This window comes from Microtetraspora glauca, assembly GCF_040656155.1.
Lineage (GTDB): Bacteria > Actinomycetota > Actinomycetes > Streptosporangiales > Streptosporangiaceae > Microtetraspora > Microtetraspora glauca.
In genome coordinates this window covers 1-26,702 of sequence record NZ_JBFALK010000017.1, presented here as the reverse complement: position 1 = coordinate 26,702, position 26,702 = coordinate 1, and the positions used below count along the sequence as shown (strand labels likewise).

Here is a 26,702-nt window from a genome sequence, read left to right as displayed (position 1 = left end):
GTGCTCTGGCGCGGGCTTCAGGAGAACTGGTGACATCACCTTTCGACGCCGTGTTGTGCGATTTCGACGGCGTGCTCAGGTTCCACGATCCGAAGGTCCAGTCGCGGATCGACCAGGCGTACGGCCTGGCGCCCGGCACCGTCCTGAAGACCGCGCTGAGCCCGGCGTTGATGGGGCCGGCCTCTCGCGGGGGCGGCCCCTGAACGATGCCTGTTCGTGGACGACCGGGCGGAGAACGTCGCCGCCGCCATGGCGCTCGGCATGACCGGCGTCGTGTACCGCGAGTTCGCGGATCTGCGGACGGCACTGCCCCCTTCGCCGAACGGCTCCCGGCGGTCCGGCTGATCGTTTCCGCCCTGAGGAAGAGCCCCGGGGCGTTCCCTTCATGGCCGGTCACCCGCGCGGCGGGGGCCGATTGGATCGTTCCATGTGCGAGCATGATCGCCGGGGGGCTCCAGAGTGTTCGGGAGAGAAATGCTTCGCAGGTTCGTTGTGGCGGCGGCCATCGCCGCCGGGCTGTCCATGTCGGCGGCGGCACCTTCCTGGGCGGCCGTCGGCACCGCGTCGACCGGGTCGTCCGTGTCGAGCGCGTCCGCGGCGTGCGCCCCGGGCTCGCCGTGCGCGGCCGCGCTGTGCCCGCCGGGCACCGTCTGCGTCCCGGCGCCCAAGCAGTGCTTCACCACGCCGTGCCCGCAGTTCGACTGCGTCCCGGTGACCCGGGTGCCGCGAGTGAACCCGCTGCTCCACGTGCTCCTGTACCTGGACCTGCGGCTGCTGTAGGACGGCGGTGACCCAGGCCGGGATCCGTTTGGGTTGAAGTGATCGCGGCCCATCTGACCAGGCTGTTCACGCCGGTCAGGTGGGCCGCCGCGACGAGCGGTTCGCCGTACCCGTTCAGAGGCGCCGTACCCGTTCAGAGGCGCCGTACCCGTTCAGGAGTGCAGGCGGACCGGCAGCCGGGCCAGACGCCAGGAGCCGGGCAGGAGCTGGCGTTCCAGATCGTCGGCCGCCACGGCCAGTTCGAGACCGGGGAAGCGCCGGACCAGCGCCCCGAACGCCACCTCGCCCTCCTGGCGGGCCAGTGCGGCGCCGAGGCAGTAGTGCAGTCCGTGCCCGAACCCTACGTGGACCTCGCGGCGCCCGTCGGGCTCGCGGGTGATGTCAAGGTGTTCGGGGTCGTCGAACCGGCGCGGGTCGTAGTTGGCCGAGACGAGCATGGCCATCACCGGCTCGCCGCGCCTGATCCGCGTTCCCTCGATCTCCACGTCCTCGGCCGCGTACCGGATGCGGGTGCCGTGCACGGGCCCGCACCACCGCATCAGCTCGTGGACGGCCCGGGGCGCCGATCCCGGATCGCTCCGGAGCAGGGCGAGCTGGTCGGGATGGGTCAGCAGCGCCACCGTGCCGTTGCCGATCAGGTGGGCGGTGGTCTCGTGTCCGGCGAGGACCAGGGTGAGCACCATCGTGATCATCTCGGTGTCGCTGAACCGGTCGCCGTCCTCGTCGTGGGCCCGGATCAGCCCGGTGAGCAGGTCGTCGCCCGGCCGGGCCCGGCGGCGTCCGATCAGGTCCTGGATGTAGGTCACCATCGCGCGCAGCGGCTCGGCCACCGCTCCGGGACGCATGTCGACGAGCGACTTGCCCCAGTCGTGCCACCGCGGGCGGTCCTCCTCCGGGATGCCGACCAGCTCGCAGATGACCGTGATCGGCAGTGGGTAGGCGAACCCCTCGATGAGATCGACGACGCCGTCCTCGGCCAGATCCGGGAGCCGGTCGAGGAGGTCCTCGGTGATCTGCTCGACACGTGGTCGCAGCTCCGATACCCGCCGCGCGGTGAAGGCGCGGGAGACCAGCCTGCGTAAGCGGATGTGATCGTCGCCGTCGGCGTCGAGAACGCTGTCGAGCACGTACTGGGCGTACTCGCGCGGGATGCCGCGAGCCGTGATGAGCTCGTCGCGAAGGTTGGGCGCGTCCGTCCCCGGCACGTTGGCCGGGTTGTTGACGAAGCGGTGGTCGCTCAGCACGGTCTTGACGTCCTCGAACCGGGTGACCAGCCAGATCGGGGTGTTCGAACCCGCGAACACGGCACGTGCGACCGGCGACTGCTCCCGGATCCGCGAGTATCCCCGGAACGGATCGCTCAGCAGCGTGGGGTCCATCATGTCGACGGGACCGACTGTGCTGGGAGTGCTCATCATTCCCTCCTCGGGTGTGTCAGGTGCGTTTCTGCCTGCTGATCTCCTCGTTCAGCCGGTCGAGCAGGCTCTGGTAGAGATCGACCACTCGGGGCGCCGCCGCCGCCGTGGCCTCCGGGTCGTCGGAGATCTCGAAGGCCGAGCGGACGACATGGGCGACCATGCCGGCGTTGTCCTCGACGCTCGGGACGCCGGACGGCCGCATCGGCTCGATCAGGAAAAACCCGGTCATGACCGCCACGTACGCGTGACGCTGCACCGCCGGAGACGGCTCGGCGCTGATCAGGCCGTGCTCGCGCAGCAGCCGCAAGTAGGCCTCGAGCGTGCGCTCGCGCGCCTCCACCACGTCGCCGATGGTGTCGGCGGCGCTTCTGCTCAGCGTGCCCAGGGTCTCGATGTCACCGGTGAACATCACGCGGACGATCGGGTCCTCGTGCACCCACAGGTAAACGGAAGCACTGATGCGGCTGAGCAGGGCGGCGGCCGGATCCGCCCGGAGGTCCCGGACGAAGCGCTCGATCATCCGGCGCTGGGCCCGCATCAGCACGGTGAGGAACAGCACCTCCTTGGTGGTGAAGTGCAGGTAGACGGTGCCCTTGCCGATGCCTGCGCGGCGGGCGACGTCTCCGACGGTGATACGGGGATACCCCCAGGCGACCAGCAACTCGCCGGCGGCGTCGAGGATCCGCTCCGCCCGCCGGTCACGCTCCCCTTCGGCCGGACTCATCGCCCCGAGACCCGCGTACGTCACGATCCTCGCTGTCCTTCCTCACCGCTCGTGCTTCTCGCCGTGCCTCCGGCACGGCCGGCTCAGGGGCGCCCGCCGCGTTTCCCCTTGTGTGCCATGACCGAGATGTGTGCCATGACCGAGATGAGGAATCCGGTCATCGAGTCAAACGTACGCCGCAGGGGGCCGTCGGGCAATGCCCGTCCTCTGGCGGGATGCCGCCGCGGCCCCGGCGTTCCTACGCCATGACTGCGACGAACCGCCAGTCGAGGACGACCCTCGGCTCGCCGTCCCCCAGACCAGTGCCGGATGCGCCAGGGACGCTTTCCCTGTGACCTCCTCGCAGAGGTGCGCGTCCAGTGGCAACCGCAGCCGATCGCCCACGACCGCCTGATGGACCGCCGCGTGCCCGGGGGTGAGCGCGCGCACCATTCCGGGCGCCCTGAACCGGACGGGCCGAGTGGTGGACTGAGCCGGTAGCCCTCGCGGCCCGCAATCAGGAACGAACCCGTCCTAATTGCCGTCTACTGTCGGAGACACGGAAGCCGCCAGGGCGCATCCACCGCCCCGGACCTGCGTACGGCCGGAAGGAAACGCCACCACCGGCCAGACGGCGTCCGTACACCACGACCGCTCCACCCGCCTGCGCTCGCAGGCCCTTCCCCCGAGAGCTTGGAGAACCCGAATGACCGAGAACATGACGAGTTGGGCCGTGCTGAACGAGGCGCACGAGGCGCTGCGCACGACCGTGCGCGCCGTCGCCGAGGAGGACTGGACCCGCCCGACTCCCTGCTCGGAATGGAATGCCACCCAGGTGCTCCAGCACGCCGCGGGCGACCAGATCGGCTTCGCCGGGTTCATCACGGGCGGGCCCATGCCGTCGGAGGACCCGTTCGCGCCTTCCGGCACGCTGGCCGCCGCCCCGCAGACCGTGGCGGAGGAGGCGATGAAGGCCTCCGCCGACGCCTGGTCGACGATCGCCGAGGACACCGAGGACGTGCCGGTCCCGGTGCCGCCCGGCACGATGTCCGCCTCGCTCGGGGTCGGCGCCTGCGCCCTCGACGCCGCGGTGCACGCCTGGGACATCGCCGTCGCCACCGGGCAGCCGTCCCCGCTCACCCCGAAGCTCGCCCGGGAACTGATGGCGGTCGCCGAGCAGATCGTCCCGCCGCTCCGGGCGTACGGCGCGTACGCGGCGGCGCTGGAGGCGCAGGACGGGGACGACGACGTCGCGGCACTGCTGCGCTACCTCGGCCGCGACCCGGGTTGGACCGCCCGCTGACCCTCCGCACGGCGTTCTCGCCATCTCGGCTAGGGACGGGCTCCGACCAGCGCGTTCGCCAGATCGCGCAGGGCCGCACCGACCCGCTCCGCGTCGTGCTCGTGCAGTACGGCGGTCGCGTGCTCGGCCCCCAGCGGCGCGAGAAGCGCGTGTGCGACGAGATCGGCGTCACAGCCCGGGCGGGCCTCGGCGAGCAGGATCGCCAGGTGGAGGTGCCAGAACCGGTACGCGCCGATCCGGTACCGGGCACCGGGACTGGCGGTCTCCGAGACGCGGAGCAGGTCGAGGTTCTCGAAGAGATACGCGGCGTAGGCGTCGACGAACGCCACGACACGTTCGGCGGCGGGCGCTCCCGGGCCGAGCGGCGGCGGACCGGAAATGATCCTTCCCTGGAGCAGGCGTTCCTGGTCGTCGAGCAGCGCGGCCACCAGCCCGGACTTGTCGCCGAATCTCCGGAAGAGGGTGCCCTTGCCGACGCCGGCCTCCGCGGCGATCGCGTCCATCGAGACGGCCTCGACCCCTTCCTCCCGGAACAGCTTGGCCGCCGCGGCCAGCACCTTCTGCCGGTTGCGCGCGGCGTCCGCCCGCTCCTTCGGCGGCTCCTCCCTGAGTAGGTGAAGCAGTTGCCTTGACGAACCGGACTGTGGTCCGGTAGTTTCCGACGCGTTCACAAAACTGGACTGTAGTCCACTTCTTCTGGAGGACGCAATGACCGCACTCATCTCCCGCGACGAGCTCAAGGCCGCCATCGACGCCGGCGACGTCATCGTCGTCGACGCCCTCGGGGGCGACTACTACGCCCAGCAGCACCTGCCGGGCGCGGTCGCCCTCGTGGAGGCCGAGGTCGCCGAGCGGGCCGCCGCCCTGCTGCCCGACAAGGACGCCGCGATCGTGACCTACTGCTCGAACGTCGCGTGCCCGAACAGCCAGGCGGTCGCGAACCGGCTCAGCGCCCTCGGCTACACGAACGTCCGCAAGTACCGGGAGGGCATCCAGGACTGGGTCGAGGCCGGCCTGCCCGTGGAGTCCCTCACCACGACGTCCTGAAGATTCCCGCGACGCGCGTCTTCCGTGGGGCGATGACCCCCCGGGGATGCGAAGACGGTAATTTTCACTCGACCATCCGTCCCTGGCGAAAAGTTACGATCTCGACGAGATTTGCGTAGCACTCTGGCGCGAGACGGCGGCGCGCTATGTGATTACCCCGGCCTGAACCCCCCCACAGGCATTTCGAGAAGGGGTCACATAGGTGAGATCTTCACTCCGGAGCGCCGCCGTCGCGGGCGCGGCCGCGGCGATGCTGCTGTCGGTCACGCCGGCCGCGGTGGGCTCCGCCTCCGAACAGGTATCCGGCACTCGGGTGTCCTGTACGGCGACGCTGTCCGCGCCCACGCGGGACGCGGCGTTCTCCGAGGCGGCCCGGGCCACGGGCGTGCCCGAGTCCCTGCTGAAGGCCGTGTCGTACATGTTGTCCCGCTGGAACGATCATCAGGGTCGGCCCAGCGACGACGGCGGCTACGGCGTGTTCGACCTGAGCGACCAGGCACCCGAAGCCTGGGACGGAGCGGACAAGGGCCGCACGGCCACGCCGAAGAGCCAGATCACCGCGGCGGCCGAGCTGACCGGCCTCCCGGTCACCGCGCTCCGTCAGGAGCCGAACGCCAACATCTGCGGCGGCGCGGCGCTGCTGGCGTCCTACCACGAGGGCGGCGACGACCTGACCGCCTGGCAGGGCGCGGTGGCGCGCTTCGGCTCCAAGAACGACTTCGTTCGGCAGGTGTACCAGACCCTCCAGAAGGGCGAGAGCCGCGTCACCGACGACGGCCAGCGGGTGACGCTCGCCGCCGACAGTTCGGTCGTGCTTCCGCGCGCGCAGAAGATCGCCGCCCCGATCACCGACTGCCCGGCCGGACTCGACTGCGAGTGGCTCGAGGCGCCGTACGCCAAGGGCTCCCCCACCGAGCCGGACGGCACCACCGACTACGGCAACCACGACCTCGCCGACCGCGCGGGGCCGGGAGGACCGAAGCTCGACTACATCGTCATCCACGACACCGAGGGGTACTTCGGCCCCTCCGTGAGGCTCGCCCAGGACCCCACCTACCTCGCGTGGAACTACACGATCCGCTCGTCCGACGGCCACATCGCCCAGCACCTCGACGCCAAGGACGTCGGCTGGCACGCCGGCAACTGGTACATGAACATGCACGCGATCGGCATCGAGCACGAGGGCTTCGCCGGGACCGCCGGGTGGTACACCGAGTCGATGTACCAGAGTTCCGCCGCCCTGGTGAAGCACCTCGCCGGGAAGTACGACATCCCGCTCGACCGGGCGCACATCATCGGCCACGACCAGGTGCCGGGGACGATCCTCGGTAACACCAAGACCATGCACTGGGACCCGGGACCGTACTGGGACTGGGACCACTACTTCGAACTGCTCGGCGCTCCCATCGGCGGCACGCGGAAGACCACGTCCGATGTCGCGGCGGGAGACGTCGTGGAGGTGCGGACCGGCTACCACGACAACCCGCAGCCGCTGACCGGCTGCGCGGCGGCGTCGCCGCCCTCACCGGACTGCGTCGCCGGCGCGGGCACCAACTTCGTCCCGCTCCACCAGTCGCCCTCCGCGAGCGCCCCGCTCGCCAAGGACCCGGGATGGAAGCCGACCGGCGTCGCGGGCACGACCTACGTGAGCGACATCAGCGCGCGTGCCGTCTCGGGCCAGAAGCTCGTCGTCGCCGAGGTGCAGGGCGACTGGCTGGGCGTGTGGTGGGCGGGCTCGCTCGCCTGGCTGCACAACCCCGCCACCAAGCCCGTCGTCGTCCGGACGTCCGCCAAGACGGTCACCGTGAGGTCCACGACCACACCGGCCGCGGTCTATGGCCGGGCCTATCCCGAGGCATCCGCGTACGCCGGCACCACCGTCCCCGTGCAGGGGCTCTCGCCGCTGGAGTACAAGGTCCCGGTCGGACAGACGTACGCGGTCAGCGACGAGGACGTGGTCACGGACTACTACCACGCGAAGACGTTCGACGGGTCGGGCCCGGGCGACCGGACCGACCTCAAGGGCCAGGACAGGTACTACCAGCTGTGGTACGCCCACCGGCAGGTGTTCGTCCGCGCGGCCGAGGTGGACCTGCACGACAGCCAGAGGTCCGCGGTGGTCAACACCGCGCTGCCCGCCATCGGCGGCACCGCCGAGGTGGGAGCGGATCTCACCGCCTCCACCGGTTCGTGGTCACGGCAGGTGGAGGGCTTCACCTACCAGTGGCACCTGGACGGCACCGCGGTCCCCGGCGCGACCGCCGCGACGTTCCGGCCGGGCGTCGCTGACCTCGGCAAGGCCGTGACCGTGACGGTGACCGTCGACGACCCGTACTTCACCGCCACGTCGGCGCGCTCCGAGGCCACCGTGCCCGTCGGGCCCGGCACGTTCTCGTCCGTCGAGAAGCCGAAGGTGACCGGCGTTCCGAAGATCGGGTGGTCGCTGAAGGCGTCACCAGGCACGTGGGCACCGGCGGCGGAGAAGGTCTCCTACCAGTGGCTGCGCGACGGCCTCCCGATCGCGGATGCCACCGCGGAGACCTACCACATCAAGGGTCACGACCGCGGCGCGCACCTGTCCGTACGGGTGACGGCGTCGGCGACCGGCTACAAGGAGGGCGACGCGACGTCGGAGGCCACCGCGGCGGTGACCTCCGCTCCTCCGTCCGGGGAGGACGACGCGAGCTGATTCGGAGGCGGACGACCGTCCACGGCGCGAGAAACGCCTGATCACGCCGCAAGGGACTCGCCCGGACCCGTTCCGGGCGAGTCCTTCGCCGGTCTCGCCGCCGTAGCCACCGCCGGTCTCGCCGCCGTGATCGCCGCCGGTCTCGGGACCGGCCGTCACTCCGATCCGGTGTCGGTGTCTCTCAGGCGTCGGGAGTGAGACCGACGTCGAACTCCACGCCGACCTCGTCGCTGAGCCTGAGTGTGCCGAAGAGCGCCGAGTAGGGGCGGATTCCCCACCGGCTCTGCACGATGGTCGTCGACCCGCGCACCCGCCCCTCGACCACCCGGCCTTCCACGGTGACGGTCCGGGTGGCCCCGGCGAGGGTGAGGTCGCCCTCGACGTGGAACGACTCGGCGGTGCCGTCGACCCGTGACGACCGGAACGTGATCGTCGGGTGTTCCCTCGTGTTCAGCACCTTGTCCCGGAGGTTCCGTACGATATCCCTGCGGTCGGAGTCGCTGAGCGGCTTGATGCCACCGGTTCCCTCCTTGACCTCGATCGACTCGACGTCGACCTCCACAGCGACCGAGGAACCGGCCGGATCGGCCACCGTGGCCTCGCCGCGCCAGCGCGTGGGCTCAAGGGTGAGATCGTGACCGGCCTTCGCGCCGAGTCCGGCGCGGGTGGTCCGAATGAGGAGCCGCCCGGATTCGGGACCCATCGTGTACGTGCCAGGCTGGATGCCCATGTCTCCAGGCTAGTTCACAGCTATCCAGGCTAGTTCACAGCTAATGGTGGAACCCCATTCTGACCTGCGGTCCAGCGTCCTGGCGGAGGGCCGGTCATGTAGTCAGGATGCCTGGACCCTTTGTCAGGCGGCGGCGCGCTCGTCGACCGGCCGCCGCCGGTGCGATCCGCGGCGATGTCGAACCCATGGAACTCCTGCACGCGGTGTCCAACCTGTGCTTGCCGGCCGTGGTGGATCACACCCGTGCCGGGCGCATGGTCGCCCTGCTCATCGACGGACTGCGCTACGGAGCCAAGCCATGGCGTCAGCCGCCGCCGGTCTCCTCCGCGCGGGAGGACACGTAGGCCCCCTGGTCGGCGAGGATGTAGACGAGACCCTCGTCGCTGAGTTCCTGGATCGCCCGGCGTACGTCCTCGGGCAGCACGCCGTACCGCTGCCGGAGGTCCGCCTCCGAGGGAAGCGCGCAATCGGGCTCGATGTGGCCGCTCAGGATCTGGTCGCGGAGGATGTCCGCGAGTTGCCGGTGCACCGGCACGGGGCCGTCGTGCTCGATCGTCGTGGCCACGCCCCATAGATGTCCGCCTCGGACGCGTTCCCACGTCCGAGGCGGCAAATATCCGGCAATATTCCGATCAACGAGCGTCGGCGGAACCGTTGCCCTTCCCGTTCCCGTTCCCGTTGCCGTTGCCGTTGCCGTTGCCGTTGCCGTTGCCCTTCTTGCCGTTTTTGATCTTGATGACGACCCTCTGCGTGGCAGCCGGACCGACCTCGTTCGCGGCGGTCACGGTGAACGCGGCCCGTCCCGGCTTCGTCGGCGTACCCGAGAGCACCCCGGACACGCTGTCAAGCGCGAGCCCCTTGGGCAGCGTGCCCGCGGTCACCTCGAATCTCGCCTTCGGGAACGCCGAGGCGGTGAAGGTGTGGGCGTAAGCCTCGCCGACCTCACCACCGGCCGGCGCACGCGAGGTGATGACCGGCGCGCGGTGGAGTTCGCTCTCGCCGTTCACCGATGCGAACGGCGCGTCGTTGTCGCCGGTCCACCGGTAGAGCGTGATGTCGGCGGTCTGCTGCCCGTTCTGGGTGCCGTTGCGTGCGAGGTAGAACAGTCCGTCGCCGAGCGATTCCATCCCCACGTCCGCCTTCTGGACCCAGCCGCGGACGCCGGTGGCCTCGTGGACGCGCCCGTCCGCCGCCGGCGCGATCAGGAGGCCCCGGTCTCCCCCGGTGCCGGCGAGTTCGCCGAGCACGGGCCGGGTCGCGGCGTCCACCGCGAAGAGCGTGTAGTTCGGGAAGGCCGGCTTGGCTCCCGCGTACACACCCATGAACCAGCGCCGCAGGAAGCCGTCGTACTCCAGGTTCTGCACACCGTAGGTGGTGTTGCCGGTACGGACGAAGTACTTGCCCGACACGCTCTCCGGGCCGCTGTGATGAGGAGCCGCCTCGACCAGCGGCTTCTCATAGCGGGCCCAATCACTGATGTCGTACTGCAACAGCACCTGGTGGTCGTTGTCCGTACGGGCGAGGTTGGAGTAGATGCCGTAGGCCACCGTCAGGTACTGTTCACCTTCGGTCTCGCCGAACTTCGGGCCGAAGCTGACGCCGTCGATGCCGCTGCTGCCGTAGCGGTGGTCCGGGGTGTTCGCCGTGTCCCCGTCGAAGACGCCGTTGCCGTCCATGTCGGCCGTGAAGTCGGCGACCACCTCGTCGAGGTACACGGTCCGCATGATGTCCGAGTTCTGCGCCCGCATCCCGATCTCGTCGATGGCGTCGACGTCGATGATGGCGATGTAGAAGGCCTTCTGCGCCTTGTACTCGAGCGAGCCGTAGACGCGGCCGTCGGCCGTGTTGAAGTCGAGGTCGCCGAGATGCCCCGTGAACCCGCCCATGGTTCCGATCACGTTGCCCTCAAGATCGGTCTTCACGAGCAGGGTGGTGAACGAGTAGTAGATGTAGCCGTTCGCCTCGTCGACCGCGATGCCCTGCACGTGGCCGGCGCTCCACGCGCCACCGCTGAGCGTCTTGGTGAAGCCCTTGATCTTGGGGACTCCCAGTGACGCCTTGGCGCTCGCGGGCTCGCCCTTCCTGCCCTCGCTGCTCACGGCGCGCACCCACAGCGCGTACGCGCCGGGAGCCAGGCCGGTGAACGTGTGGGATGTCCCGGTCGCCGGAGACCACGTCAGGCCGTCGGCGCCGGCGTCTGCGGCCCCGATCGCGACCTCGTATCCGGTCACGGTCGCGGCCGCCCCGCCAGGGGTCGTGCCCGCGTCGGCGGGTTCGGACCAGGCGAGCGTGGCCTGGCCGTCCTTCTGTGAGACGCGCAGGCCCGTCGGCGCGCCCGGCGCCGTCGCCTCTGCGGCGAGCCGAGTGACCTTCACGTCGTCGAAGGCGACGGTCGCGTTGTTGACGACGAGGCCGAGCGTTCCGTTCGTACGGAGCAGGTCGTTCGTCGACAGGTACGCGACGCCGTCGATCGAGAGTGTGGCACGGGTGCCGCGTACGTCGAGCGACAGCGCGTGCGTCTCGTTCGTGTTGAGCGCGACGTTCGCGGCGGCGGTGACAGGCGACGTGTAAGATCCGCCGGCCGTCTTGTTCACCGCGTATTCGAGGCCGTTGCTCAGCTTCGTGTTGCTGCGGACCACGAACACCGAACCGTAGTCCTCGGCACCGTGGAAGTCCGCGGCCAGGTTGAGCCAGCGGGAGTCGTTCGCCACCTGTAGGAAGTTCGCCGTGGCCTCGATCCGGTAGTTCTCGTAGCTCGTGCCGAACGTGACGCGAGCACGCTGGCCGTTCACAGACGTGCCTTCGAGGCGGCCGTCCTTGACCTGCCAGGAGCCGAGGTGGCTGGTCCACCCGACGGGGAGTTCCCCTGACGAGAAGTCTTCGGTGAGAACCACCGTGTCGGCCTGGTCGCCGTCGGCCGCCAGGACGGGGGCGACACCGAGCCCCAGCGTCGAGGCGATGACGATCGACGTCACCACGCCTCTCCCGCGACGGCGCGTCGTCGTGTTACCGCGCACGCGTTACTCCTTCGGAACCTCGCCCGGGCCGTGGCCGGGGCGCTCGGCCACCGTGGCCGCGAAGCGGTTGATCATCCGCGAAGGGGTTGATCAACCGCCAGCGACACAGTGCCGGGGTCGGCTGAACGCGGGCCGTCGCGGCGGCGACAGGCTGCCGACAAAGCCGACAAAAAAGGATGTAATGCGTGATCCGTCGGTCACGACGAGCCGACGACTCCGGTCAGGAGGGGCGTGCCGCACCGACCCGATGGCCGTGATCCGGTCACGTACGGCACGAGCCCGGGGGATGTATGCCTCATAGGTGCCGTCCAGTGCCCGCGCTTCGCGGCTGTCGACGCCCATGCGCCGCTGGATGCTCGCGGAGCGCTGGAAAGAGACCAGGGAATCGGCAGGGCGACCCTCGGCCGGGAACCGGTCCCCGATGTCCCGCCGCAGTGCGAGGGCCATGGCGTGGTGTTCGGCGCCTCGGCCTGAAACCATCGAAGCGCCTCCGAATAGCCGGAGACGTTCACCGCCGCGACAGGTGGGGTGGTGTCGCCCAACCCGATCGGCCGATCAAGGGGAGCCAGCTTCTCTTGAGCGTGCGCCGCGCTACGCAGATACCACGTGATCACCTGCCGCACGACGGCGTGGCGGCTCTCCTCGCTCTCCTCGGCGGCCGCCTGGTCGAGGGCATACGCGCGCGATCCCGACCATCGCCGCCACGGCTGGAACCCCGAATTCGGGGCCGGGGTGCAACCCCAGTAATCGGAACAGCCTGGCTACGGGCTCGGGCAGCGCCCGGTAGGACCCGGCGAAGACCGTCCGTACGGCGTCCGCCTCGTCACCGCTCTCCGCACCCGGCAGCAGGGGCCGCACCTGAGCGGCGCTCTGCATCCGGCCTGCCGACGACGGATGGTCCGAAGTGGATGCCCCCTTATGGCATTCCACCGGAATACCGATAAGGGGGCGTCGGGAGGAGTGTCTCTATTTGAGTGGGCTACCGTCCCTGCGGCTGCGGCCGTGTCCTCTGCCACTGAACAGAGGCATCGCCATCACGGCCGCCTCCACCTGTTGGTGAGCCGCTGGGCTACGGGAGCTGGTCGAGGATCCAGGAGCAAAGTTCCTTGGTGATCGTGGTGTGGCCCTCGTTCTTGGACGCGAGCTTGAAGTCGTCCAGTTCGCTGTCGTCGGGAGAGAGGCTGCCGATGTTGGCGTACAGATCGTCGTGGGTGGCGATGTCGCGGATGGCGACGGCGCTGACCGCCGGGACGAAGCAGTGTGAGCGGGTCGGGTTGTCGACGGCCATGCCGAGGTGGGTGAGCTTGTTGAGCTCGTCGGCGAGAATGCCGAAGCCCTCCAGCATGCCGCCGGGGGCGCCGTCGATGTCGGGCATGCCCGTGGCGTGGATCTCCGGCCGCTGCGCGGTCACGACCCGGAGGGTGGCGACCAGCGAGTCGGTGCCGGTCGCCTGGGTGCGCAGGTCGGTGCCGGTGATGGCCAGGCCGGTGCCGCGCACGGCGGTGACGCCGGGTTTGATGCCGTTGCCCTTGCCCGAGGCGACGCCGTTGGCGACGCCGATCAGCCGGGGGATCCGCGGCCAGCCGCCGACGCGCTCCAGCGCGGCGAGGAACTCGGTCCGCTCCTTGGCGGTGGCCGGCGCATCCTTCCACTCAGCGATGTGCTGCCACAGCAGCTGGCGCGAGGCCGGGCTGTTCATCTGGTCGGAGAACCGGCTGTCGAGCCTGCGGATGTAGTGCGCGAACGCCTGCAGGGCGATGGGGATCCACGCGCCGCGGTGCGGGCTGTCGTAGGAGAAGTACAGCTGCGTCTGGTGGTTCATCCTTTCGGTCTCCAGCTTGGCCAGGGCGTACCGGGTGACCAGGCCGCCCATGCTGAAGCCGCCGACCGTGAGCGGGTGGCTGCCAATCCGCCGCGCGATCGCTTCGTGGATCGCCGCGATGGCGGTGTTCGCGTTGTCCAGGATGGACGCGCTGCGTTCGGTGAAGCCGAGAAGGACGACGTCCTTGCCGCGCTTCCGGAGTTCGCCGATGAAGGGGTATCCGCTGAACTGCAGGACGTTCCAGGAGAACTCGGGGGTGCTGGGCCCGGTATTGAAGCCGTCCGCCATGATCACGGGAGCGACCAGGTCGCCGTTGCCCTCCCCGTGGTACACCCAGGCGGTGCCGCCGGGCAGGTCCCATACGTCGTTGGGCGGCGGTGGTAGTTGAGTGGGGCGCTCCTTGGGGCCGGGAGCCAGGATGATCGGCGGTGCGGCCTTGAGCGCTTCCGCGATCTGCTGTTCGTTCTGTCCGCTCATGCTGATCCCTTCGATGTCGACAGCGGCATGTATTTCCACTGCTACGCTCCGTAATCACTGCAGGGTGTCGCGGTTGCCGGCACTCGACTCCGGGCGGTCATGCCGACGGCCCGCGATGATGAGCAGGAGGTGGGCCCGTGACCGGGGCAACCGGCAGGGTGGCATTGGTGACAGGGGCCAGCAGTGGAATCGGTGCGGCCACCGCGCGCCTTCTGGCCGCACGAGGGATGCGCGTGGTGGTCAACTACCTCCGCAGTCGCACGGCGGCCGAGGAGGTCGTGGCCGACATCGAGGCCACAGGAGGCCGGGCCATGGCCGTGCAGGCCGACGTGCGCGAGGCAGCGGCGGTCGACAGCATGATCGAGCAGGTCCGGGCGGCATGGGGCGGCGTCGACGTGCTCGTGCACAACGCGCTCACCCCGTATGTGATCAAGTCGTTCCAGGACATGACGTGGGAAGAACTGGGCGGCAAACTCGACGACGAGATGCGTGCGGCGTTCGCGGTCACCAAAGCCGTCCTGCCCGCCATGACCGAACAGGGCTGGGGACGCATCGTCTATCTCGGTACCGGCCTCAGCCGCCGGCCCCGGGAGGGCATGATCGCACTGGGTACGGCCAAGGCCGCGCTGGCGCAGTTCGCCCGATACCTCGCCCAGGAACTGGGCCCGCGGGGCATCACGGTCAACGTCGTCGAGCCCGGCCCGGTGGAGGACACCCGCATGGCGGATGTGCTCGACGAGGAGCACAAGCAGCGGCAGGTGGCCGCCACCCCTCTGGGCCGCCTGGCACACCCGGGCGACGTCGCCCAGGCCGTCGCCTTCTACGCCGGCGAGGACAACGCCTTCATGACCGGCACCACGGCCGCGGTCAACGGCGGGATGTCCATGTACTGACGCGGTGACACGATCAAGGAAAAGCGTTCATGTACACGATCGATCTCGCCTACGTCGGGCGGGGCCTGCACGAGGAACTGGTCGCCTACATCGCCGACCAGCAGGGCTACTACGCCGACGAGAACGTCCACGTCGCGCTGCGCGACGGCTGCTCCTGGGACGAGGAGCGGCTGCGCCACGGAGCCACCATCGGGCTCGGCCGGGCGCTGGTGTCCCGACTGGCCCAAGGCATCCCGTGGGTCGCGCTCAATGTCAACACCCACCGCCCGCTGTTCTGGTTCCTCGCCCGGCCCGGCCTGACCTCGCTGGCCGACCTGGCCGGCCGACGGCTGGCGGTGCACGCCCCCCACACCGCACCCGGGTGCTTCGCCCGGATCGTGCTGCGCCAGGTCGGCCTCGACCCGGACCGCGACATCCACACCATCGTCCGCCCGCCCGGCGACTACGGCATGGACCTGCGCTGGCTGCACGAGGGCAGGATCGACGCCGCCCTGGTCGGCAGCACCATGGCGCCGGAGGCGATAGCCGCCGAGCACGGCTGGCAGGTGCTGGCCTGGGTCGGCGACCACTTCCAGATCCCCACCGTAGGCGTGGCCGTCGACCCCACCTACATCCACCAGGACGACCCCGCGGTCCAGGCCGTCGTACGAGCCCACCGGCGCGCCCTGCAGGTGATCCACAACGAACCCGACACCACGGTTCGGCATATCCGGACGTTCCTCGGCCGACACACCGCAGACGAAGCCCGCGTCCACTACGAGACGTTCATCGCGCCGTATTTCGCCACCGACGGCCAGGCCGACCTCGCCGTCGGCGCCACCGCGATCACCGTGGTCGCCGCCGAACTCGGCGTCCCCGCCACCGTCACCGCGGCCGAGTTCTACCGCACCGCGACGTGAACGACACACTGCTTGATCTGGTGCCCGGTGATCGAGTTGGCTGGTCCCCTTGATGAGCGTGCTGAAGTGGCCCTGGCCGCGCTCCCCGACCATCGCCGGCCAACCGGCTGACCTCGCCCGCTCCGCCGCCCGGCGGCGCCGGGCGGGGACCGCCACCGTCACACGGATGTCCTGCGGTGTCGCGGGCCGTGCGGGTCGGAACAGTGCCGTTGCGGTTCGGCGTGCGTCGCGGCGGCGTCGCCCGGACCGTGATCGACCTGGAGGGTGGTGTGGTCGATGTGGAATCGCTCGTCGAGCAACCCCGCCAGTGCGGTGCGCACCTGATGGCAGTCCGACCCGGGCTCGACGATCACGTGGGCCGACAGCGTGGGGTAACCGCTGGTGACCGCCCACACATGCAGGTCGTGCACTTCCAGTACGGCCGGCTGCCGGGCGAGGAGGGCACCGATCTCGTCGGGATCCAGGTCCGCGGGTGCCGCCTGGAGCAGGATGCGGCCGGAGTCGCGCAGCAGCCCGAAGCCTGCCTTCGCCATCAGCGCGGCCACGACGAGGGCGGCGATGGCGTCGGCCTGCCGGAAGCCCGTCACCCACACCACCAGACCGGCGACCGCCGTCGCGATGAAGGCGTACATGTCGTTGAGGATGTGCTGGTACGCGCCCTCGATGTTGAGGCTGGCGCGGTTGGCCTTGGCCAGCAGCCAGGTCGCGGCGGCGTTGACCGCGATCCCGATCAGGGCGGTCACCAGCACGAGGGGGCCGGCGACGTCGGCCGGTTCGATCAGGCGATGCACACCCTCGTAGGTGAAGTAGGCGACCAGCACCAGCAGCGTGACGCCGTTGATCTGCGCGGAGAGGATCTCGGCGCGCTTCCAGCCGAAGGTGTACGCGCCCCGGGGAGGGCGCGCGGCCATGCGCATCGCGATCAGTGCCAGCACGATCGCGCTGGCGTCGGTCAGCATGTGCCCCGCGTCGGAGATGAGGGCCAGCGAGTTCGCCACCAGGCCGACGACCACCTCGCCCGCCATGAAGGTGACGATCAGGCCGAGCGCCCCCAGGAGATAGCGCCGGTCGGCGTCGACCCCGATCGCATGCCCGTGCCCGTGACCGTGACCGTGACCGTGGCCGTTCCCATCTCCGCGCGGATTCTCATGTCCGTGCTCGTGTCCATGTTCAGGTCCGGGCCCATGTGCGTGGTCATGGCCGTGTGACTGTCCGTGATCGCCGTCGTGATCACGGCCGATGTGGTCAGGCGTGTCCGGCACGACGCTCCTCCCGGTCGCCGGTGGTTCCGTGGCGCAGGTGTTCCCGGCTCAGATCGAGCAGCATGCGCACATGAGCGTCGGCGAGCCGGTAGTAGATCATGCGTCCGGCGCGGCGGCTCGCCACGATCCTCGCCGCCCGCAGCAGGCGCAGCGCGTGGGACACGGCGGTGTCGCTCACCTCGACCACCGTGGCCAGGTCGCACACGCACAACTCCCCCGCTTCGAGCAGGGCGTACAGGATCTGGGCCCGGGTCGGGTCACCGAGCAGGCGGAACTGGTCGGCGAGACGGGAAGCCTCGTCCGGCGTGACAAGGTGCTCGCGCGTCGCCGCGACCCGTGCGTCATCCGGCTCGCGGGTGGTGCAGGCGTCCAGCCCCGTAACGGCGTCCATAGCAGTAACTCCTGAATAGATGCTCAAGTGTGCATCAGCATCGTAACAGGAGGATTTCCTGGCATCAGGCCCGTCGGCGGGGGGCCTTTCGCTGTGCGCGCGGACCGCGGAGAGCGCACCGCTTCTCACTGGGAACTGGGAAGTCAATGAAGACGACGATCCTTCCTGGGTCGGCCGGGCACCTGTACGGCTGCCGCCCGGCGGGCCGGACCGGCCGTGGAAGGGCCGGTCCGGCGGCGGTGGCTCAGAGACCTGCGGGGTCGTACGGCGCCGGGGTCTGGTACCAGTGGACGACGTCGTAGAAGTTGCCGATGGTGCCGTTCTCCAGTTGCCCCTCGGCGAGGTGGCACCCTCCCCACGGCCACACATCAGTGGGGCGCCTGACTCAGTAGGACGCCTGACCCGCGATCTCGTCCGCCGTCTCGCCGCCCCTGCCGAGATCGTCGAGAGCGTCGGCCTGCCGGGCGTGCAGGCGGGCGTACGCACCGTCCACCGCGAGCAGTTCTCGGTGAGTGCCGTGCTCGACGAGGCGCCCGCGGTCCATCACCAGGATCCGGTCGGCGCCGGTCACCGTGGAGATGCGGTGGGCGATGACCAGGAGGGTGCGTCCACCCGCGAGATCGTCGATCTGCCGCTGGATCTCGGCCTCGGTGTGGACGTCGAGCTGCGAGGTGGCCTCGTCCAGGATGAGGATCGGGGCGTCCTTGAGCAGCGCGCGGGCGATCGAGAGCCGCTGCCGCTGGCCGCCGGACAGGCGCTCGCCCATCTCGCCGACCACGGTGTCGTATCCGTCGGGCATCGCGGTGATGGTGTCGTGCAGGGCGGCGCGGCGGCAGGCGATCTCCAGTTCGGCCTGGGTGGCGTCGGGCTTGGCGACCCGCAGGTTGGCCGCTACGGAGTCGTTGAACAGGTACGTCCGCTGCCCGACCACGGCGACGAGATCGCGCAGGTCGGCAAGCCTCATCCGGTCGACGGGCGTCCCGCCGACGCTGATCGACCCGGCGTCGGGGTCCCAGAACCGGAGCAGGAGCGAGGTGAGCGTGGTCTTGCCCGAGCCGGACGTGCCCACCACCGCGTACCGCTTCCCCGCCGGGACGGTGAAGGAGACTCCCGCGACCGCCGGGGGTGTCAGGCCGGGAACCTCGGCGGGATAGCCGAAGGTCACGTCGTGGAAGGAGATCGACGTCTCCACCGGCGCGGGGACCGGGTCGGCGGGGTCGGCCACCGCGGGCGGCCGGTCGGTGATCTCCCAGATGCGGCGGGCTCCGGCGAACGCCTGTTCCAGGTCGGCGATGAACTCCTCGACACCCAGCACCGGCCCGAACGTGGCCAGGCCGATCGCCACGGTGATCGCCACATCCTGCCAGGACAGTCCTTCCGCGGCGCCGGTGAACAGGACGGCGGTCACCCCGGCGGCGACGAGGAGTTCGTTCAGGCCGCGGCGCATCGAGATGAGCGCGCCGAGCCTGCCGACGGCGTGCGTCCCGGCGTGACCCAGGGCGGCGAGTTCGTCCAGCCGCCGCCTGCCGTACCCGAAGGCGAGCACCTCGCGGACGCCCTGGACACCGTCGGTCATGTGCTGGGAGACATCACCGCGGACCCGCCGCAGGTCGGCGGCCGCCGTCGCGGCGACCCGGTGGCTCAGCCAGGGCACGACGGCGCCGACACCGATCAAGAACGGCAGGAGCACCGCGGCGACCACCGGGCTGAAGCCGACGGCCAGCACCGACAGGGAGATGATCGGCACGATCGTGGCGGCGATGGCCGGGCCGATGGTGTGCGCGTAGAACACCTCGATCCGGTCGATGTCCTTCATCACGCGGGCGAGCAGGTCACCGGTGCGCCGCCCCTCGATGCCGGCGGGTGCCTGCGGCTCGACCCCGGCATAGAAGTCCCCGCGCAGCATGGCCAGGAGCTTGAACGCGACGAAGTGCCCGAAGTACTGCTCGACGTAGCGGAACAGTGCCTTGACGAACGCGATGGCGATCATCGCGACGGCGACGGGCGTGATCACTCCGAGGTCTCCGGACGCCACCCGGGCCGCGCCCCACATGCCCACGCCGTACAGCGCGATGCCCAGGCACATCTGCGCCACCCGGAAGATGACCGAGGTGGCCAACGGCGCCCGCAACCGGCGGCCGAAGCCGAGCAGGCGCCGGGTGATCTCGGCGCGGGTCATCTCCCGCGCCGTCTCTCGGGTGGTCTCGGCGGGGGTCGTCTCCGCTGACCTCATGAGCTCGCCTCCGCCTCTGCCCGCCGTACGGCGCGGGCGTAGTGTCCGGCGCCGGACCTCAGTTCCTCGTGCGTACCCTGCTCGGTTACCCGGCCGTCCTCCAGCACCACGATCCGGTCGGCGTCCCGTACCGTCGACAGCCGGTGAGCGATCATGAGCACGGTCCGGCCGACCGTGAGCCGGTCGAGGGCGGCCAGGATGGCGGCCTCCGACTCCAGATCGACGTTCGATGTGGGCTCGTCGAGGATCAGGATCGGCGAGTCCTTGAGCACCGCCCGCGCGATCGACACCCGCTGGGCCTGTCCGCCCGAGAGCATCAGGCCACGCTCGCCGGTCGGGGTGTCCAGACCGGCGGGCAGGCTCCTGACGAACGCGTCCAGGTTGGCGACGCGCAGCGCCTGCCACAGCCGTTCGTCGTCGGCGTCGGGGGCCGCCACCTTGAGGTTGTCGCGCAGCGTGCCGGTGAACAGGTAGGTCGTCTGCGCCACCACGGTGATCTGCTCGCGCGTCCAGGCTCCCGGCACGGCCGCGACATCGTGGCCGCCGACGCGGATCACGCCCCGGCCGGGGGCGAGGTCGCGCTGCAGCAGCGCGGCGACAGTGGACTTGCCGGAGCCTGACGGGCCGACCAGGGCGAGCTTCTCCCCCGGTGCGATCCGCAGGTTCACGCCCGTGAGCACCGGAGAGCCGGGCAGGTAGGCGAAGCTCACGTCCTCGAACTCGACCCCGGCGTCCGTGGTGGCGGGGGCCGGACCGTCCGTGTCGGGTACGGCCGGCCGCTCGGCCAGCAGCGCCTTGATCTCCTTGACCCCGGCCATGCCGCCCATGCCGACGTAGAAGAACTGGCCGACCTTGTCCAGCGGCTCGACGAGTTGGGTGGCCAGCAGCACCAGCGCGACCGCCTCGCCGACGCCGATCGCGCCCTCGCGCATCCGCACCATCGCCAGCACGGCGGCGGCCGTGATCATCCCCAGCGAGAAGACCGCGTCGACCACGAACAAGATCACCTGGTTCCCGGCGAGCAATCGCATGATCGCCTGGCGCAGGTCCTCCGACGCCTTCGCCAGCACCCGTCCGTGAGCGCCGCCCTGGTTGAACAGCTTGAGCGTGGACAGGCCCTGCAAGGCGTCAAGGAAACGGGAGGCCAGCCGGTTGGCGGTGTCCCGGTAGCCCGCGCTCACCTTGGCGAAGGCCCGCTCGAACACGCCCACCGTGAGCGGGATCGCCGGCACGGCCGCCGCCAGGATCAGCGCCGTCCATGGGTCGATGAACAGCGCGATCGCGGCGAGCACCCAGACGGGCACCGTCATCGACGCCATGATCGGGCCGAGGAAGGTCGCGTAGTAGGTGGCCACCAGCTCGACCGCCTCGGTCGAGGTGGAGACCAGATGGCCGGTCTGCTCACGGGAGCGCAGTGGGGCGCCCAGCCGCAGCAGGTGCTGGTAGATCCGCTCCCGCAGCCGCACCTCCAGGCGTCCGCCCGCCCGGATGGTGACGGCGGGAACCGCCGCGGCGAACACCGCACGCAGAACCCCGGCGGCCACGAGGCCCGCCGCCAGTCCCCCATCCGGCATCCGCCCTGCCGCGATCTCTCCGATCGCGCCGCCCAGGAGCAGCAGGAGCGCCGTCGTGGCCAGCGCCTGAAGCCAGGTGCCAACGACGGAGACCAGCACGCGGCCCCGGATCGCACTCATCAGCGACTCCGGCTTCGGCGAGCCGGGTCCCGGGGCCTCGGATTCGGGTGGTCCCGGCTCGGGCGGTCCAGGCTCGGGCGGTCCGGACTCAGGTGGTCCGGACGATGCGCCGCCGACCGCCGGAAGCTCATCCATATGGGGTTCCTCCAAGCCTTGTTTCCCTCATGGCAACGGTGTTTCACTATGAAGTCATCTGAACGGCTGCTCAGTCAAGAGGTCTGAGCAATTGGGGAGACCGTATGCGCGACACCGAGTCCCAGCCTCTTGAGATCGAGATGAGCGTCTACGCCGGTCGCCCTCCGCGCCGGATCCGGCTGGGGCGGGCCGCCCCTCTCGGCTGGTGGCCCGCGGTGGTCATCGCGCTGGTCTCCCTCATCGACAAGATCGAGTCCTCTCTGGTGGCGGGCGCCCTCCCACTGATCCAGGAGGAGTTCGGCTTCGGCGACACGTGGGCCGGGGCGATCTCGACCGCGGCTCTCGCGGCCAGCGCGATCCTGCTCCTGCCCGCCGGCTATCTCGCGGACACCGGACGGCGGACCGGGCTCATGGCCGCCGTCGTCGGATCATGGGCGCTGCTCACCCTGGGCTCCGGTCTGGCCCCGACTTTCGCCATCTTCTTCGGGGTGCGCGTCCTGCTCGGCGGGGCGAGCCAGCTCTACAGCCCGCCCGCCGCCAGCCTGATCGCGGACTACTATCCGTCGGCATCACGCGCCCGGGCCTTCGGGTTCGAGCGCATGGCCTACTTCGCCGGGACGCCCATCGGCGTCGCGCTCGGCGGGGCCGTCGGGGCCGCGTACGGCTGGCGGAACGCCTTCTTGTTCATCGTGGTCCCCGGGCTGCTCGTGGCCATCGTCTGTCTGACGCTCCGGGAGCCGGTCCGCGGCCTGGGCGACCGCTTCGGCCGCCTCCAGAACCCCACGGCCGAGGAGGAGCCCACGGTGAGCGCACCCGTCATGAAGCCGCGCATGCGCGACGTCCTCCCCCAGATGAGGCAGATCATCACCATCAGGTCCGTGCGGCTCATCTTCGTCGGCATGGGACTTCTGTTCTTTGGCATCAGCGGATTGATGTGGTGGCTGACCACCTTCATGCAGCGCTTCAGCGGCCTTGAGGCGGGTACGGCCGCGGGTCTCGCGGGAGGGGTGGGACTGCTCGGCATCATCGTCGGCACCCTGGCCGGCAGCCGGATCGGTGACAGGGGGCAGGCGCGCCGCCCGGCGTGGCGCGTCACGCTGAGCGGTGTCAGCCTGCTGGCGGGAGCGGCATCCTTCGGGTTGGCGATCGGAGTTCCGGTGCTCGGGGTGCGGATCGGGATGTTCCTGTTCACCAACGCGTTCTTCTGCGCGGCGATGGCCAACCTGACCGCCGCGCTCGCCGACGTGCTGGCGCCGGAACGGCGCGGCGTCGGCTTCGCCGTACTCCAGTTCACGCTCGCGCTCAGCGGCGCGGTCGGGCCGTTGCTGGTGGGGGCGGTGTCCGATCTGTTCGGGTCACTGCTCTACGCCTTCGCCGTACTGCTGGTGCCCACAGCCGCCAGCGGGCTGGCCGTGCTGCGGGCCCGATCCAGCTACGAGGCGGAGGTCGTCCGGGCGTGACCTCCGCCCTGACGGGCATGCACCCGGACCAGCCGCCAGACCGCCGTGGCGAAGGACGTCCAGATCAGCGTGTTGAGCGACTCCTCCAGCCACTGCAACGTGATGGTCTGCTCCGGGCGGCTGGCCAGCATCCCCATGGAATAGGTGCCGATGATGGTGAAGCCGAGGAGGAACGACCCCACCGTCTCGCCCGCCCGCCGGGCCATAAGGAGCAGCCGTACGGCGAGTACGGTCGACGACACCGTGGTGACCAGGAGCAGCGGCCAGGTGGCCCGGACGGCGAACGCGGCGGCGAGGCCGACCATGGCGAAGCCCGCGAAGGCCCACAGGGGCGGCGTGCCCGCGGGCCGTCCGGCCCCGTTCTCCTCACCACCGCTTCCCTCACCACCGCTTCCCTCGACGCCGTTCTCCTCACCACCGTTTCCCTCGACGCCGCTTCCCTCGACCCCGTGCCTTTCGGCCCGGCCGGTCAGCGGGTCGGCTCCTTCGGTGACTCCTCCGTACGTTCCTCCGCTCGGGTGAACCGCGAGCACCGCCCAGGCGAGCAGCGTGAAGCCCGGTCCGAGCAAGGGGAACTGGGCCGCCGCCAGCCAGGTGATGTCGGGCCCGCCGAAGGCCACGATGGTCTTCCAGATGGCCTTGAGCGCGCCGCCGGTCACGACGAGGACCGCTCCGGCCTGCGCGACGCGCGTTACCAGGGGCGCGGCGATCCTGCTGACGTGGGGAACCAGCAGGACCATGCCGGTGGCCATGGCGAATACAGGTAAGAAATCCATGAGCGCCAGAGATGGGGGGTATTCCACAGCACTACCATCCGATTTCGCAGGGGGACAGACCCGGCGACCCGGCCGGAGATCCCGGCCGGTCGCCACGCCGTACGGGGTACCGGTCAGCGCAACTCGACCGTGACGTTGGGGTCGGACGCGTCGCCCGTGGAATGGACGTAGTCGTGGGCGGCGGTGTCGCCGAGGCTCGCGAGGAACCACATGGCGGTCCAACGGGCCGCCGTCTCCGCCGATACCTCCTGCGAGAGGGTGGGAGCGCTGGAGTCGGGATCCGCGCCGTTGGGGTTGTTCTCGTCGGCGAGGCCGTAGTGGTTGGCCCCGAGCAGCGAGACGTACGCGGCCGAGGGCGTCCCGGAGACCTTGGTGAACGTCTCGTGCGCCTCGTCGGGGGTGGAGACGCCGTCCTGGGAGCCGTTCACGAACATGACGGGGATGCCGTCCACGGCCACCGCGTCGACCGCCCCGTTGTTCGTGGTGTTGGTGCCGTGCAGGACCACGGCCTTCAGCTCGCGCGGATGCTGGAAGAGCAGGGTGAAGCAGAACGGGATCTGGCATCTGTTCGCGGCTGCGTAGAGCGTGGCCGCGCCGCCGAAGGAGTGGCCGGAGACGACCATCTTCTCCGGGTCGACGATGTCACGTACCGGCGAGGAGCCGTCATTGAGCTGGTCGTGCGCCCAGTCGTCGATGTTCCAGAGGACGGACTCACTCGGATAGATCCCGTACGACGTGAACACCAGGCGGTAGTGGTCGGGGATCACCACGACGAACCCGTAGCCGGCCAGCGTCTGGGCGAAACGCTCGTAATGGTCGCGCTTGACCTTACCGCCGGTCATGATCAGCGCGACCGGCAGCCTGCGGCCGGGGTTCGCCGGGTACCACACGGTGCTCGCGTCGCCGTGGATCTCCTCCCGGTAGTTGAGGATCTGCGTGCTCGCCGAGGCGGCGGGAGCCGTCAGTGCGGCCGCCACCAGCAGGACGAGCACGGCGGTCAGCCGTACGGACATGCGTAAGAGCAGCTTGAGGGGGTTCACGAGCGCTCCGTTCCTCCTAAGGAAACAGTGTTTCCCTGCATGATGGACCACAGGGGGCGCCCCGCATACGTGACCTACGTCACACGAACAGCACGGATCGGGACCCCGATCGCGCATGGCCGCTCCGAGTCGCCATGCGTCGCACACCTCCCGAAGTGAGCGGAATCGTCCATGCCAAGACCGTCCACACCTGCGGCGCCGCTCGTATGATTCGGAAACGATGTTTCTCGTATCGAAACGAAAGGATCGGCATGGGACCGCACCCACACGGCTGGTGGATCGTCCTTCACCTGACGCTGTTCGTGTTCTGGCTGGGCGGCGATCTGGGCGTCTTCTACTCAAGCCGGTTCGTGCTCAAGCCTTCACTGACTCCGCAGGCTCGGGCGACGGCGCTCGCCGTCATGAGCGGACTGGACCTGGGGCCGAAGGTGTGCCTCGTACTGTTCCTGCCGAGTGGGGTCACGCTGATGGCGCTCGACCCGCACGGTGCCAGCGCGTTCGGCATCCCACTGTTCCCATGGTGGTTCGTGGCGGCGACCTGGGTCTTCGCCCTGGCATGGCTGGCCGTGGCCGTGGCCGAGCACCGCACGCACGGCCGCTTCCCGATGGTACGGATGACAGACTGGGCGATCAGGATCGGCGTGATCGCCGCGATGGCCTGCTCCGCGATCTACACGATGGCGGCGGCCGAACCGTTCGGCGTCACGACCAACCCCAGGTGGCTCGGCGGGAAGATCCTTCTCTACACGCTGGCGATCACCGCCGGGCTTGGCATCCGGCGTACACTCCGCCCATTCGGCCCCGCCTTCGGGACTCTGATGGCCACCGGCTCGACTCCCGAGGTGGAGCGCACGCTCAAGAAGTCAGTCGACGGCTGCTTGCCGTACGTCTGGGTGATCTGGGCGAGCGTGCTCGCGGCGGCGGCGCTCGGCTTACTCAAGCCCGGCGCCGTCCTCTGAGGCACTCGCCCACACTCGTCGCCACTGTCGTGGCCGGATCCATGCGATGGATCCGGGCCGCTGGATCTCTGCGTCACGGCTCCCCGTAGCCAATGCGCACCCGTGACAGGAATCCAGACCGCTGCCTTCTTCACCGCAGCCGCGTCAGGGTCCAGCCCCGATCCCCCCGCCCAGCGCGACCCCCGGACCCAGCCCCGCGGACGTGACCGCGACCAGCCCCGCGGACGTGACCACGACCCGGCCCCGCGGACGTGACCACGACCAGCCCCGCGGACGTGACCGCGGCCCCAGCCCGCGGGACGTGACCACGACCCAGCCCTGCGCGAGACCGCGAATGGGCCGGTGGACATCGGGGCACCGCGGTCGAGCAGCGGGCTCCCGTCACCTATTCGACAGAATCACCGACCGGCGCCCCAGGCTCTTCACCGAAACCTGTCCCAGGAGCCATCCCAAACCCTGTCCCGCGACCCGCAGGGTGGTCCTCCACCGATTCGCCGCAACCACCGCCCCTGTCCGTCGACCCCGGACCTCTGCTTCCTCCGCCGCAGCCGCGCCCTCGCAGCAGCCCCACCGCCTCGCCCAACCCACCCCCGACCCGGCCCCGCGACCCCGTCACCTTTCGGAAGAATCACGCGCATGCGCGCCCAGAAAATCTGGACTTCCGACACCTCTCGCCCAAAAAGCATTTATGCCTGTGCGGAGGCAACAACAAGCGGAACACTTGCGTCGACCGGCCCGCGTCCGTGGTGGCCGTGGCGCCCGACGGACATCTCAAGAAGCGAATTGTGATTCCAGATAAACGCTCCACGGATTTCTGCGCAGGCCATCGTGGGTGCGTTTTTGTCGGTGGCGGTTGTTAGCGTTGCGATGTGAATATCAAACGGCAGCCGATCCCCGACGGCCTGGGCGACATGCCCCCGGGCGTGGGATTGGCCGCCGTGCTGGACCGGATCGATATCGCCAGGCTGGACGGC

The 26,702-nt window shown here is 69.9% G+C and carries 24 protein-coding genes; 10 read left to right on the top strand and 14 right to left on the bottom strand.

Annotated elements, in window-relative coordinates; genetic code table 11:
* Positions 1–29 precede the first annotated feature (29 nt).
* The 3 genes from AB0I59_RS28190 to AB0I59_RS28180 all read left to right on the top strand — a co-directional run bounded on the left by AB0I59_RS28190 (position 30) and on the right by AB0I59_RS28180 (position 780).
* Complete coding sequence (locus AB0I59_RS28190; protein ID WP_358137689.1) at positions 30–203, top strand: hypothetical protein; 174 nt, start codon at positions 30–32, stop codon at positions 201–203.
* Between the two features lie 13 nt (positions 204–216).
* Positions 217–345, top strand: coding sequence for a hypothetical protein (locus tag AB0I59_RS28185; protein ID WP_358137686.1), 129 nt, complete (start codon positions 217–219; stop codon positions 343–345).
* A 129-nt stretch (positions 346–474) separates the two neighbouring features.
* Positions 475–780 carry a hypothetical protein gene (locus AB0I59_RS28180; RefSeq protein ID WP_061257787.1) on the top strand — a complete coding sequence of 102 codons (306 nt, stop codon included), beginning with the start codon at positions 475–477 and terminating at the stop codon, positions 778–780.
* Positions 781–932: 152 nt separating this feature from the next.
* Here the strand turns inward: AB0I59_RS28180 and AB0I59_RS28175 are convergent, their stop codons facing one another.
* Complete coding sequence (locus tag AB0I59_RS28175; protein ID WP_061257934.1) at positions 933–2,195, bottom strand: cytochrome P450 family protein; 1,263 nt, start codon at positions 2,193–2,195, stop codon at positions 933–935.
* A gap of 19 nt (positions 2,196–2,214) precedes the next feature.
* Positions 2,215–2,946 carry a TetR/AcrR family transcriptional regulator gene (locus tag AB0I59_RS28170; protein WP_358137683.1) on the bottom strand — a complete coding sequence of 244 codons (732 nt, stop codon included), beginning with the start codon at positions 2,944–2,946 and terminating at the stop codon, positions 2,215–2,217.
* A 661-nt stretch (positions 2,947–3,607) separates the two neighbouring features.
* Between AB0I59_RS28170 and AB0I59_RS28165 the strand changes: the two genes are divergently transcribed.
* Entirely contained in the window at positions 3,608–4,204 is a 597-nt protein-coding gene (locus tag AB0I59_RS28165; RefSeq protein ID WP_358137681.1) for a TIGR03086 family metal-binding protein, read from the top strand.
* A gap of 29 nt (positions 4,205–4,233) precedes the next feature.
* Here AB0I59_RS28165 and AB0I59_RS28160 read toward each other — a convergent pair whose 3' ends face one another.
* Complete coding sequence (locus AB0I59_RS28160) at positions 4,234–4,875, bottom strand: TetR/AcrR family transcriptional regulator (RefSeq protein WP_358137678.1); 642 nt, start codon at positions 4,873–4,875, stop codon at positions 4,234–4,236.
* Between the two features lie 37 nt (positions 4,876–4,912).
* Here AB0I59_RS28160 and AB0I59_RS28155 point away from each other — a divergent pair, with 37 nt between their 5' ends.
* Together AB0I59_RS28155 and AB0I59_RS28150 are read left to right on the top strand one after the other, a co-directional pair.
* A complete protein-coding gene (locus tag AB0I59_RS28155; RefSeq protein WP_358137675.1) occupies positions 4,913–5,251 on the top strand; it encodes a rhodanese-like domain-containing protein in 339 nt (112 codons plus the stop codon).
* Between the two features lie 202 nt (positions 5,252–5,453).
* A complete protein-coding gene (locus AB0I59_RS28150) occupies positions 5,454–7,940 on the top strand; it encodes an N-acetylmuramoyl-L-alanine amidase (RefSeq protein ID WP_358137672.1) in 2,487 nt (828 codons plus the stop codon).
* Positions 7,941–8,121: 181 nt separating this feature from the next.
* Here AB0I59_RS28150 and AB0I59_RS28145 read toward each other — a convergent pair whose 3' ends face one another.
* From AB0I59_RS28145 to AB0I59_RS28130, 4 genes are all read right to left on the bottom strand, one after another.
* A complete protein-coding gene (locus tag AB0I59_RS28145) occupies positions 8,122–8,670 on the bottom strand; it encodes a YceI family protein (RefSeq protein WP_061257782.1) in 549 nt (182 codons plus the stop codon).
* Positions 8,671–8,974: 304 nt separating this feature from the next.
* Positions 8,975–9,235: a winged helix-turn-helix domain-containing protein gene (locus tag AB0I59_RS28140; RefSeq protein ID WP_061257781.1), complete on the bottom strand. Its 261-nt coding sequence runs from the start codon at positions 9,233–9,235 to the stop codon at positions 8,975–8,977.
* Positions 9,236–9,302: 67 nt separating this feature from the next.
* Entirely contained in the window at positions 9,303–11,687 is a 2,385-nt protein-coding gene (locus AB0I59_RS28135) for a putative Ig domain-containing protein (protein ID WP_358137668.1), read from the bottom strand.
* Between the two features lie 1,069 nt (positions 11,688–12,756).
* Complete coding sequence (locus AB0I59_RS28130) at positions 12,757–13,986, bottom strand: lipase family protein (protein WP_061257780.1); 1,230 nt, start codon at positions 13,984–13,986, stop codon at positions 12,757–12,759.
* Positions 13,987–14,123: 137 nt separating this feature from the next.
* Here AB0I59_RS28130 and AB0I59_RS28125 point away from each other — a divergent pair, with 137 nt between their 5' ends.
* Together AB0I59_RS28125 and AB0I59_RS28120 are read left to right on the top strand one after the other, a co-directional pair.
* The gene (locus tag AB0I59_RS28125; protein ID WP_358137665.1) at positions 14,124–14,879 is read left to right on the top strand and encodes an SDR family NAD(P)-dependent oxidoreductase; all 756 of its coding nucleotides are present in this window, start codon (positions 14,124–14,126) and stop codon (positions 14,877–14,879) included.
* Positions 14,880–14,908: 29 nt separating this feature from the next.
* Positions 14,909–15,778 (top strand): ABC transporter substrate-binding protein, encoded by an 870-nt coding sequence (locus AB0I59_RS28120; protein ID WP_358137662.1) that lies wholly within the window; start codon positions 14,909–14,911, stop codon positions 15,776–15,778.
* A 158-nt stretch (positions 15,779–15,936) separates the two neighbouring features.
* On the opposite strand, the gene AB0I59_RS28115 is transcribed toward AB0I59_RS28120, so the two are convergent.
* The 5 genes from AB0I59_RS28115 to AB0I59_RS28095 all read right to left on the bottom strand — a co-directional run bounded on the left by AB0I59_RS28115 (position 15,937) and on the right by AB0I59_RS28095 (position 21,358).
* Entirely contained in the window at positions 15,937–16,863 is a 927-nt protein-coding gene (locus AB0I59_RS28115; protein WP_358137971.1) for a cation diffusion facilitator family transporter, read from the bottom strand.
* A 160-nt stretch (positions 16,864–17,023) separates the two neighbouring features.
* Complete coding sequence (locus AB0I59_RS28110) at positions 17,024–17,431, bottom strand: ArsR/SmtB family transcription factor (RefSeq protein WP_061257777.1); 408 nt, start codon at positions 17,429–17,431, stop codon at positions 17,024–17,026.
* Positions 17,432–17,675: 244 nt separating this feature from the next.
* Entirely contained in the window at positions 17,676–17,798 is a 123-nt protein-coding gene (locus tag AB0I59_RS28105) for a hypothetical protein (protein WP_358137659.1), read from the bottom strand.
* An 18-nt stretch (positions 17,799–17,816) separates the two neighbouring features.
* Positions 17,817–19,664, bottom strand: coding sequence for a thiol reductant ABC exporter subunit CydC (cydC, locus tag AB0I59_RS28100; RefSeq protein WP_358137656.1), 1,848 nt, complete (start codon positions 19,662–19,664; stop codon positions 17,817–17,819).
* On the bottom strand, positions 19,661–21,358 hold the full coding sequence (locus AB0I59_RS28095; RefSeq protein WP_358137654.1) for an ABC transporter ATP-binding protein/permease: 1,698 nt from the start codon (positions 21,356–21,358) through the stop codon (positions 19,661–19,663). The genes cydC and AB0I59_RS28095 overlap by 4 nt, the downstream gene beginning before the upstream one ends.
* 239 nt (positions 21,359–21,597) lie before the next feature.
* Here AB0I59_RS28095 and AB0I59_RS28090 point away from each other — a divergent pair, with 239 nt between their 5' ends.
* Positions 21,598–22,953, top strand: coding sequence for an MFS transporter (locus AB0I59_RS28090; RefSeq protein WP_358137652.1), 1,356 nt, complete (start codon positions 21,598–21,600; stop codon positions 22,951–22,953).
* Here the strand turns inward: AB0I59_RS28090 and AB0I59_RS28085 are convergent.
* Both AB0I59_RS28085 and AB0I59_RS28080 read right to left on the bottom strand, forming a co-directional pair.
* Entirely contained in the window at positions 22,926–23,729 is an 804-nt protein-coding gene (locus tag AB0I59_RS28085) for a hypothetical protein (RefSeq protein ID WP_358137649.1), read from the bottom strand. The genes AB0I59_RS28090 and AB0I59_RS28085 overlap by 28 nt on opposite strands.
* A gap of 113 nt (positions 23,730–23,842) precedes the next feature.
* Complete coding sequence (locus AB0I59_RS28080; protein ID WP_061257773.1) at positions 23,843–24,769, bottom strand: alpha/beta hydrolase family protein; 927 nt, start codon at positions 24,767–24,769, stop codon at positions 23,843–23,845.
* 251 nt (positions 24,770–25,020) lie between these two features.
* Between AB0I59_RS28080 and AB0I59_RS28075 the strand changes: the two genes are divergently transcribed.
* Entirely contained in the window at positions 25,021–25,728 is a 708-nt protein-coding gene (locus AB0I59_RS28075; RefSeq protein ID WP_358137646.1) for a hypothetical protein, read from the top strand.
* The last annotated feature ends 974 nt before the right edge of the window (positions 25,729–26,702 follow it).

Excerpts from the sequence above, each read along its gene's own strand:
- AB0I59_RS28095 (WP_358137654.1), bottom strand. The coding sequence starts at position 21,358 with ATGAGTGCGATCCGGGGCCGCGTGCTGGTCTCCGTCGTTGGCACCTGG.
- AB0I59_RS28180 (WP_061257787.1), top strand. The coding sequence starts at position 475 with ATGCTTCGCAGGTTCGTTGTGGCGGCGGCCATCGCCGCCGGGCTGTCC.
- AB0I59_RS28090 (WP_358137652.1), top strand. The coding sequence starts at position 21,598 with ATGCGCGACACCGAGTCCCAGCCTCTTGAGATCGAGATGAGCGTCTAC.
- AB0I59_RS28145 (WP_061257782.1), bottom strand. The coding sequence starts at position 8,670 with ATGGGCATCCAGCCTGGCACGTACACGATGGGTCCCGAATCCGGGCGG.
- cydC (WP_358137656.1), bottom strand. The coding sequence starts at position 19,664 with ATGAGGTCAGCGGAGACGACCCCCGCCGAGACCACCCGAGAGACGGCG.
- AB0I59_RS28120 (WP_358137662.1), top strand. The coding sequence starts at position 14,909 with ATGTACACGATCGATCTCGCCTACGTCGGGCGGGGCCTGCACGAGGAA.
- AB0I59_RS28110 (WP_061257777.1), bottom strand. The coding sequence starts at position 17,431 with ATGGACGCCGTTACGGGGCTGGACGCCTGCACCACCCGCGAGCCGGAT.
- AB0I59_RS28130 (WP_061257780.1), bottom strand. The coding sequence starts at position 13,986 with ATGAGCGGACAGAACGAACAGCAGATCGCGGAAGCGCTCAAGGCCGCA.
- AB0I59_RS28165 (WP_358137681.1), top strand. The coding sequence starts at position 3,608 with ATGACCGAGAACATGACGAGTTGGGCCGTGCTGAACGAGGCGCACGAG.
- AB0I59_RS28085 (WP_358137649.1), bottom strand. The coding sequence starts at position 23,729 with ATGGATTTCTTACCTGTATTCGCCATGGCCACCGGCATGGTCCTGCTG.
- AB0I59_RS28175 (WP_061257934.1), bottom strand. The coding sequence starts at position 2,195 with ATGAGCACTCCCAGCACAGTCGGTCCCGTCGACATGATGGACCCCACG.
- AB0I59_RS28155 (WP_358137675.1), top strand. The coding sequence starts at position 4,913 with ATGACCGCACTCATCTCCCGCGACGAGCTCAAGGCCGCCATCGACGCC.
- AB0I59_RS28075 (WP_358137646.1), top strand. The coding sequence starts at position 25,021 with ATGGGACCGCACCCACACGGCTGGTGGATCGTCCTTCACCTGACGCTG.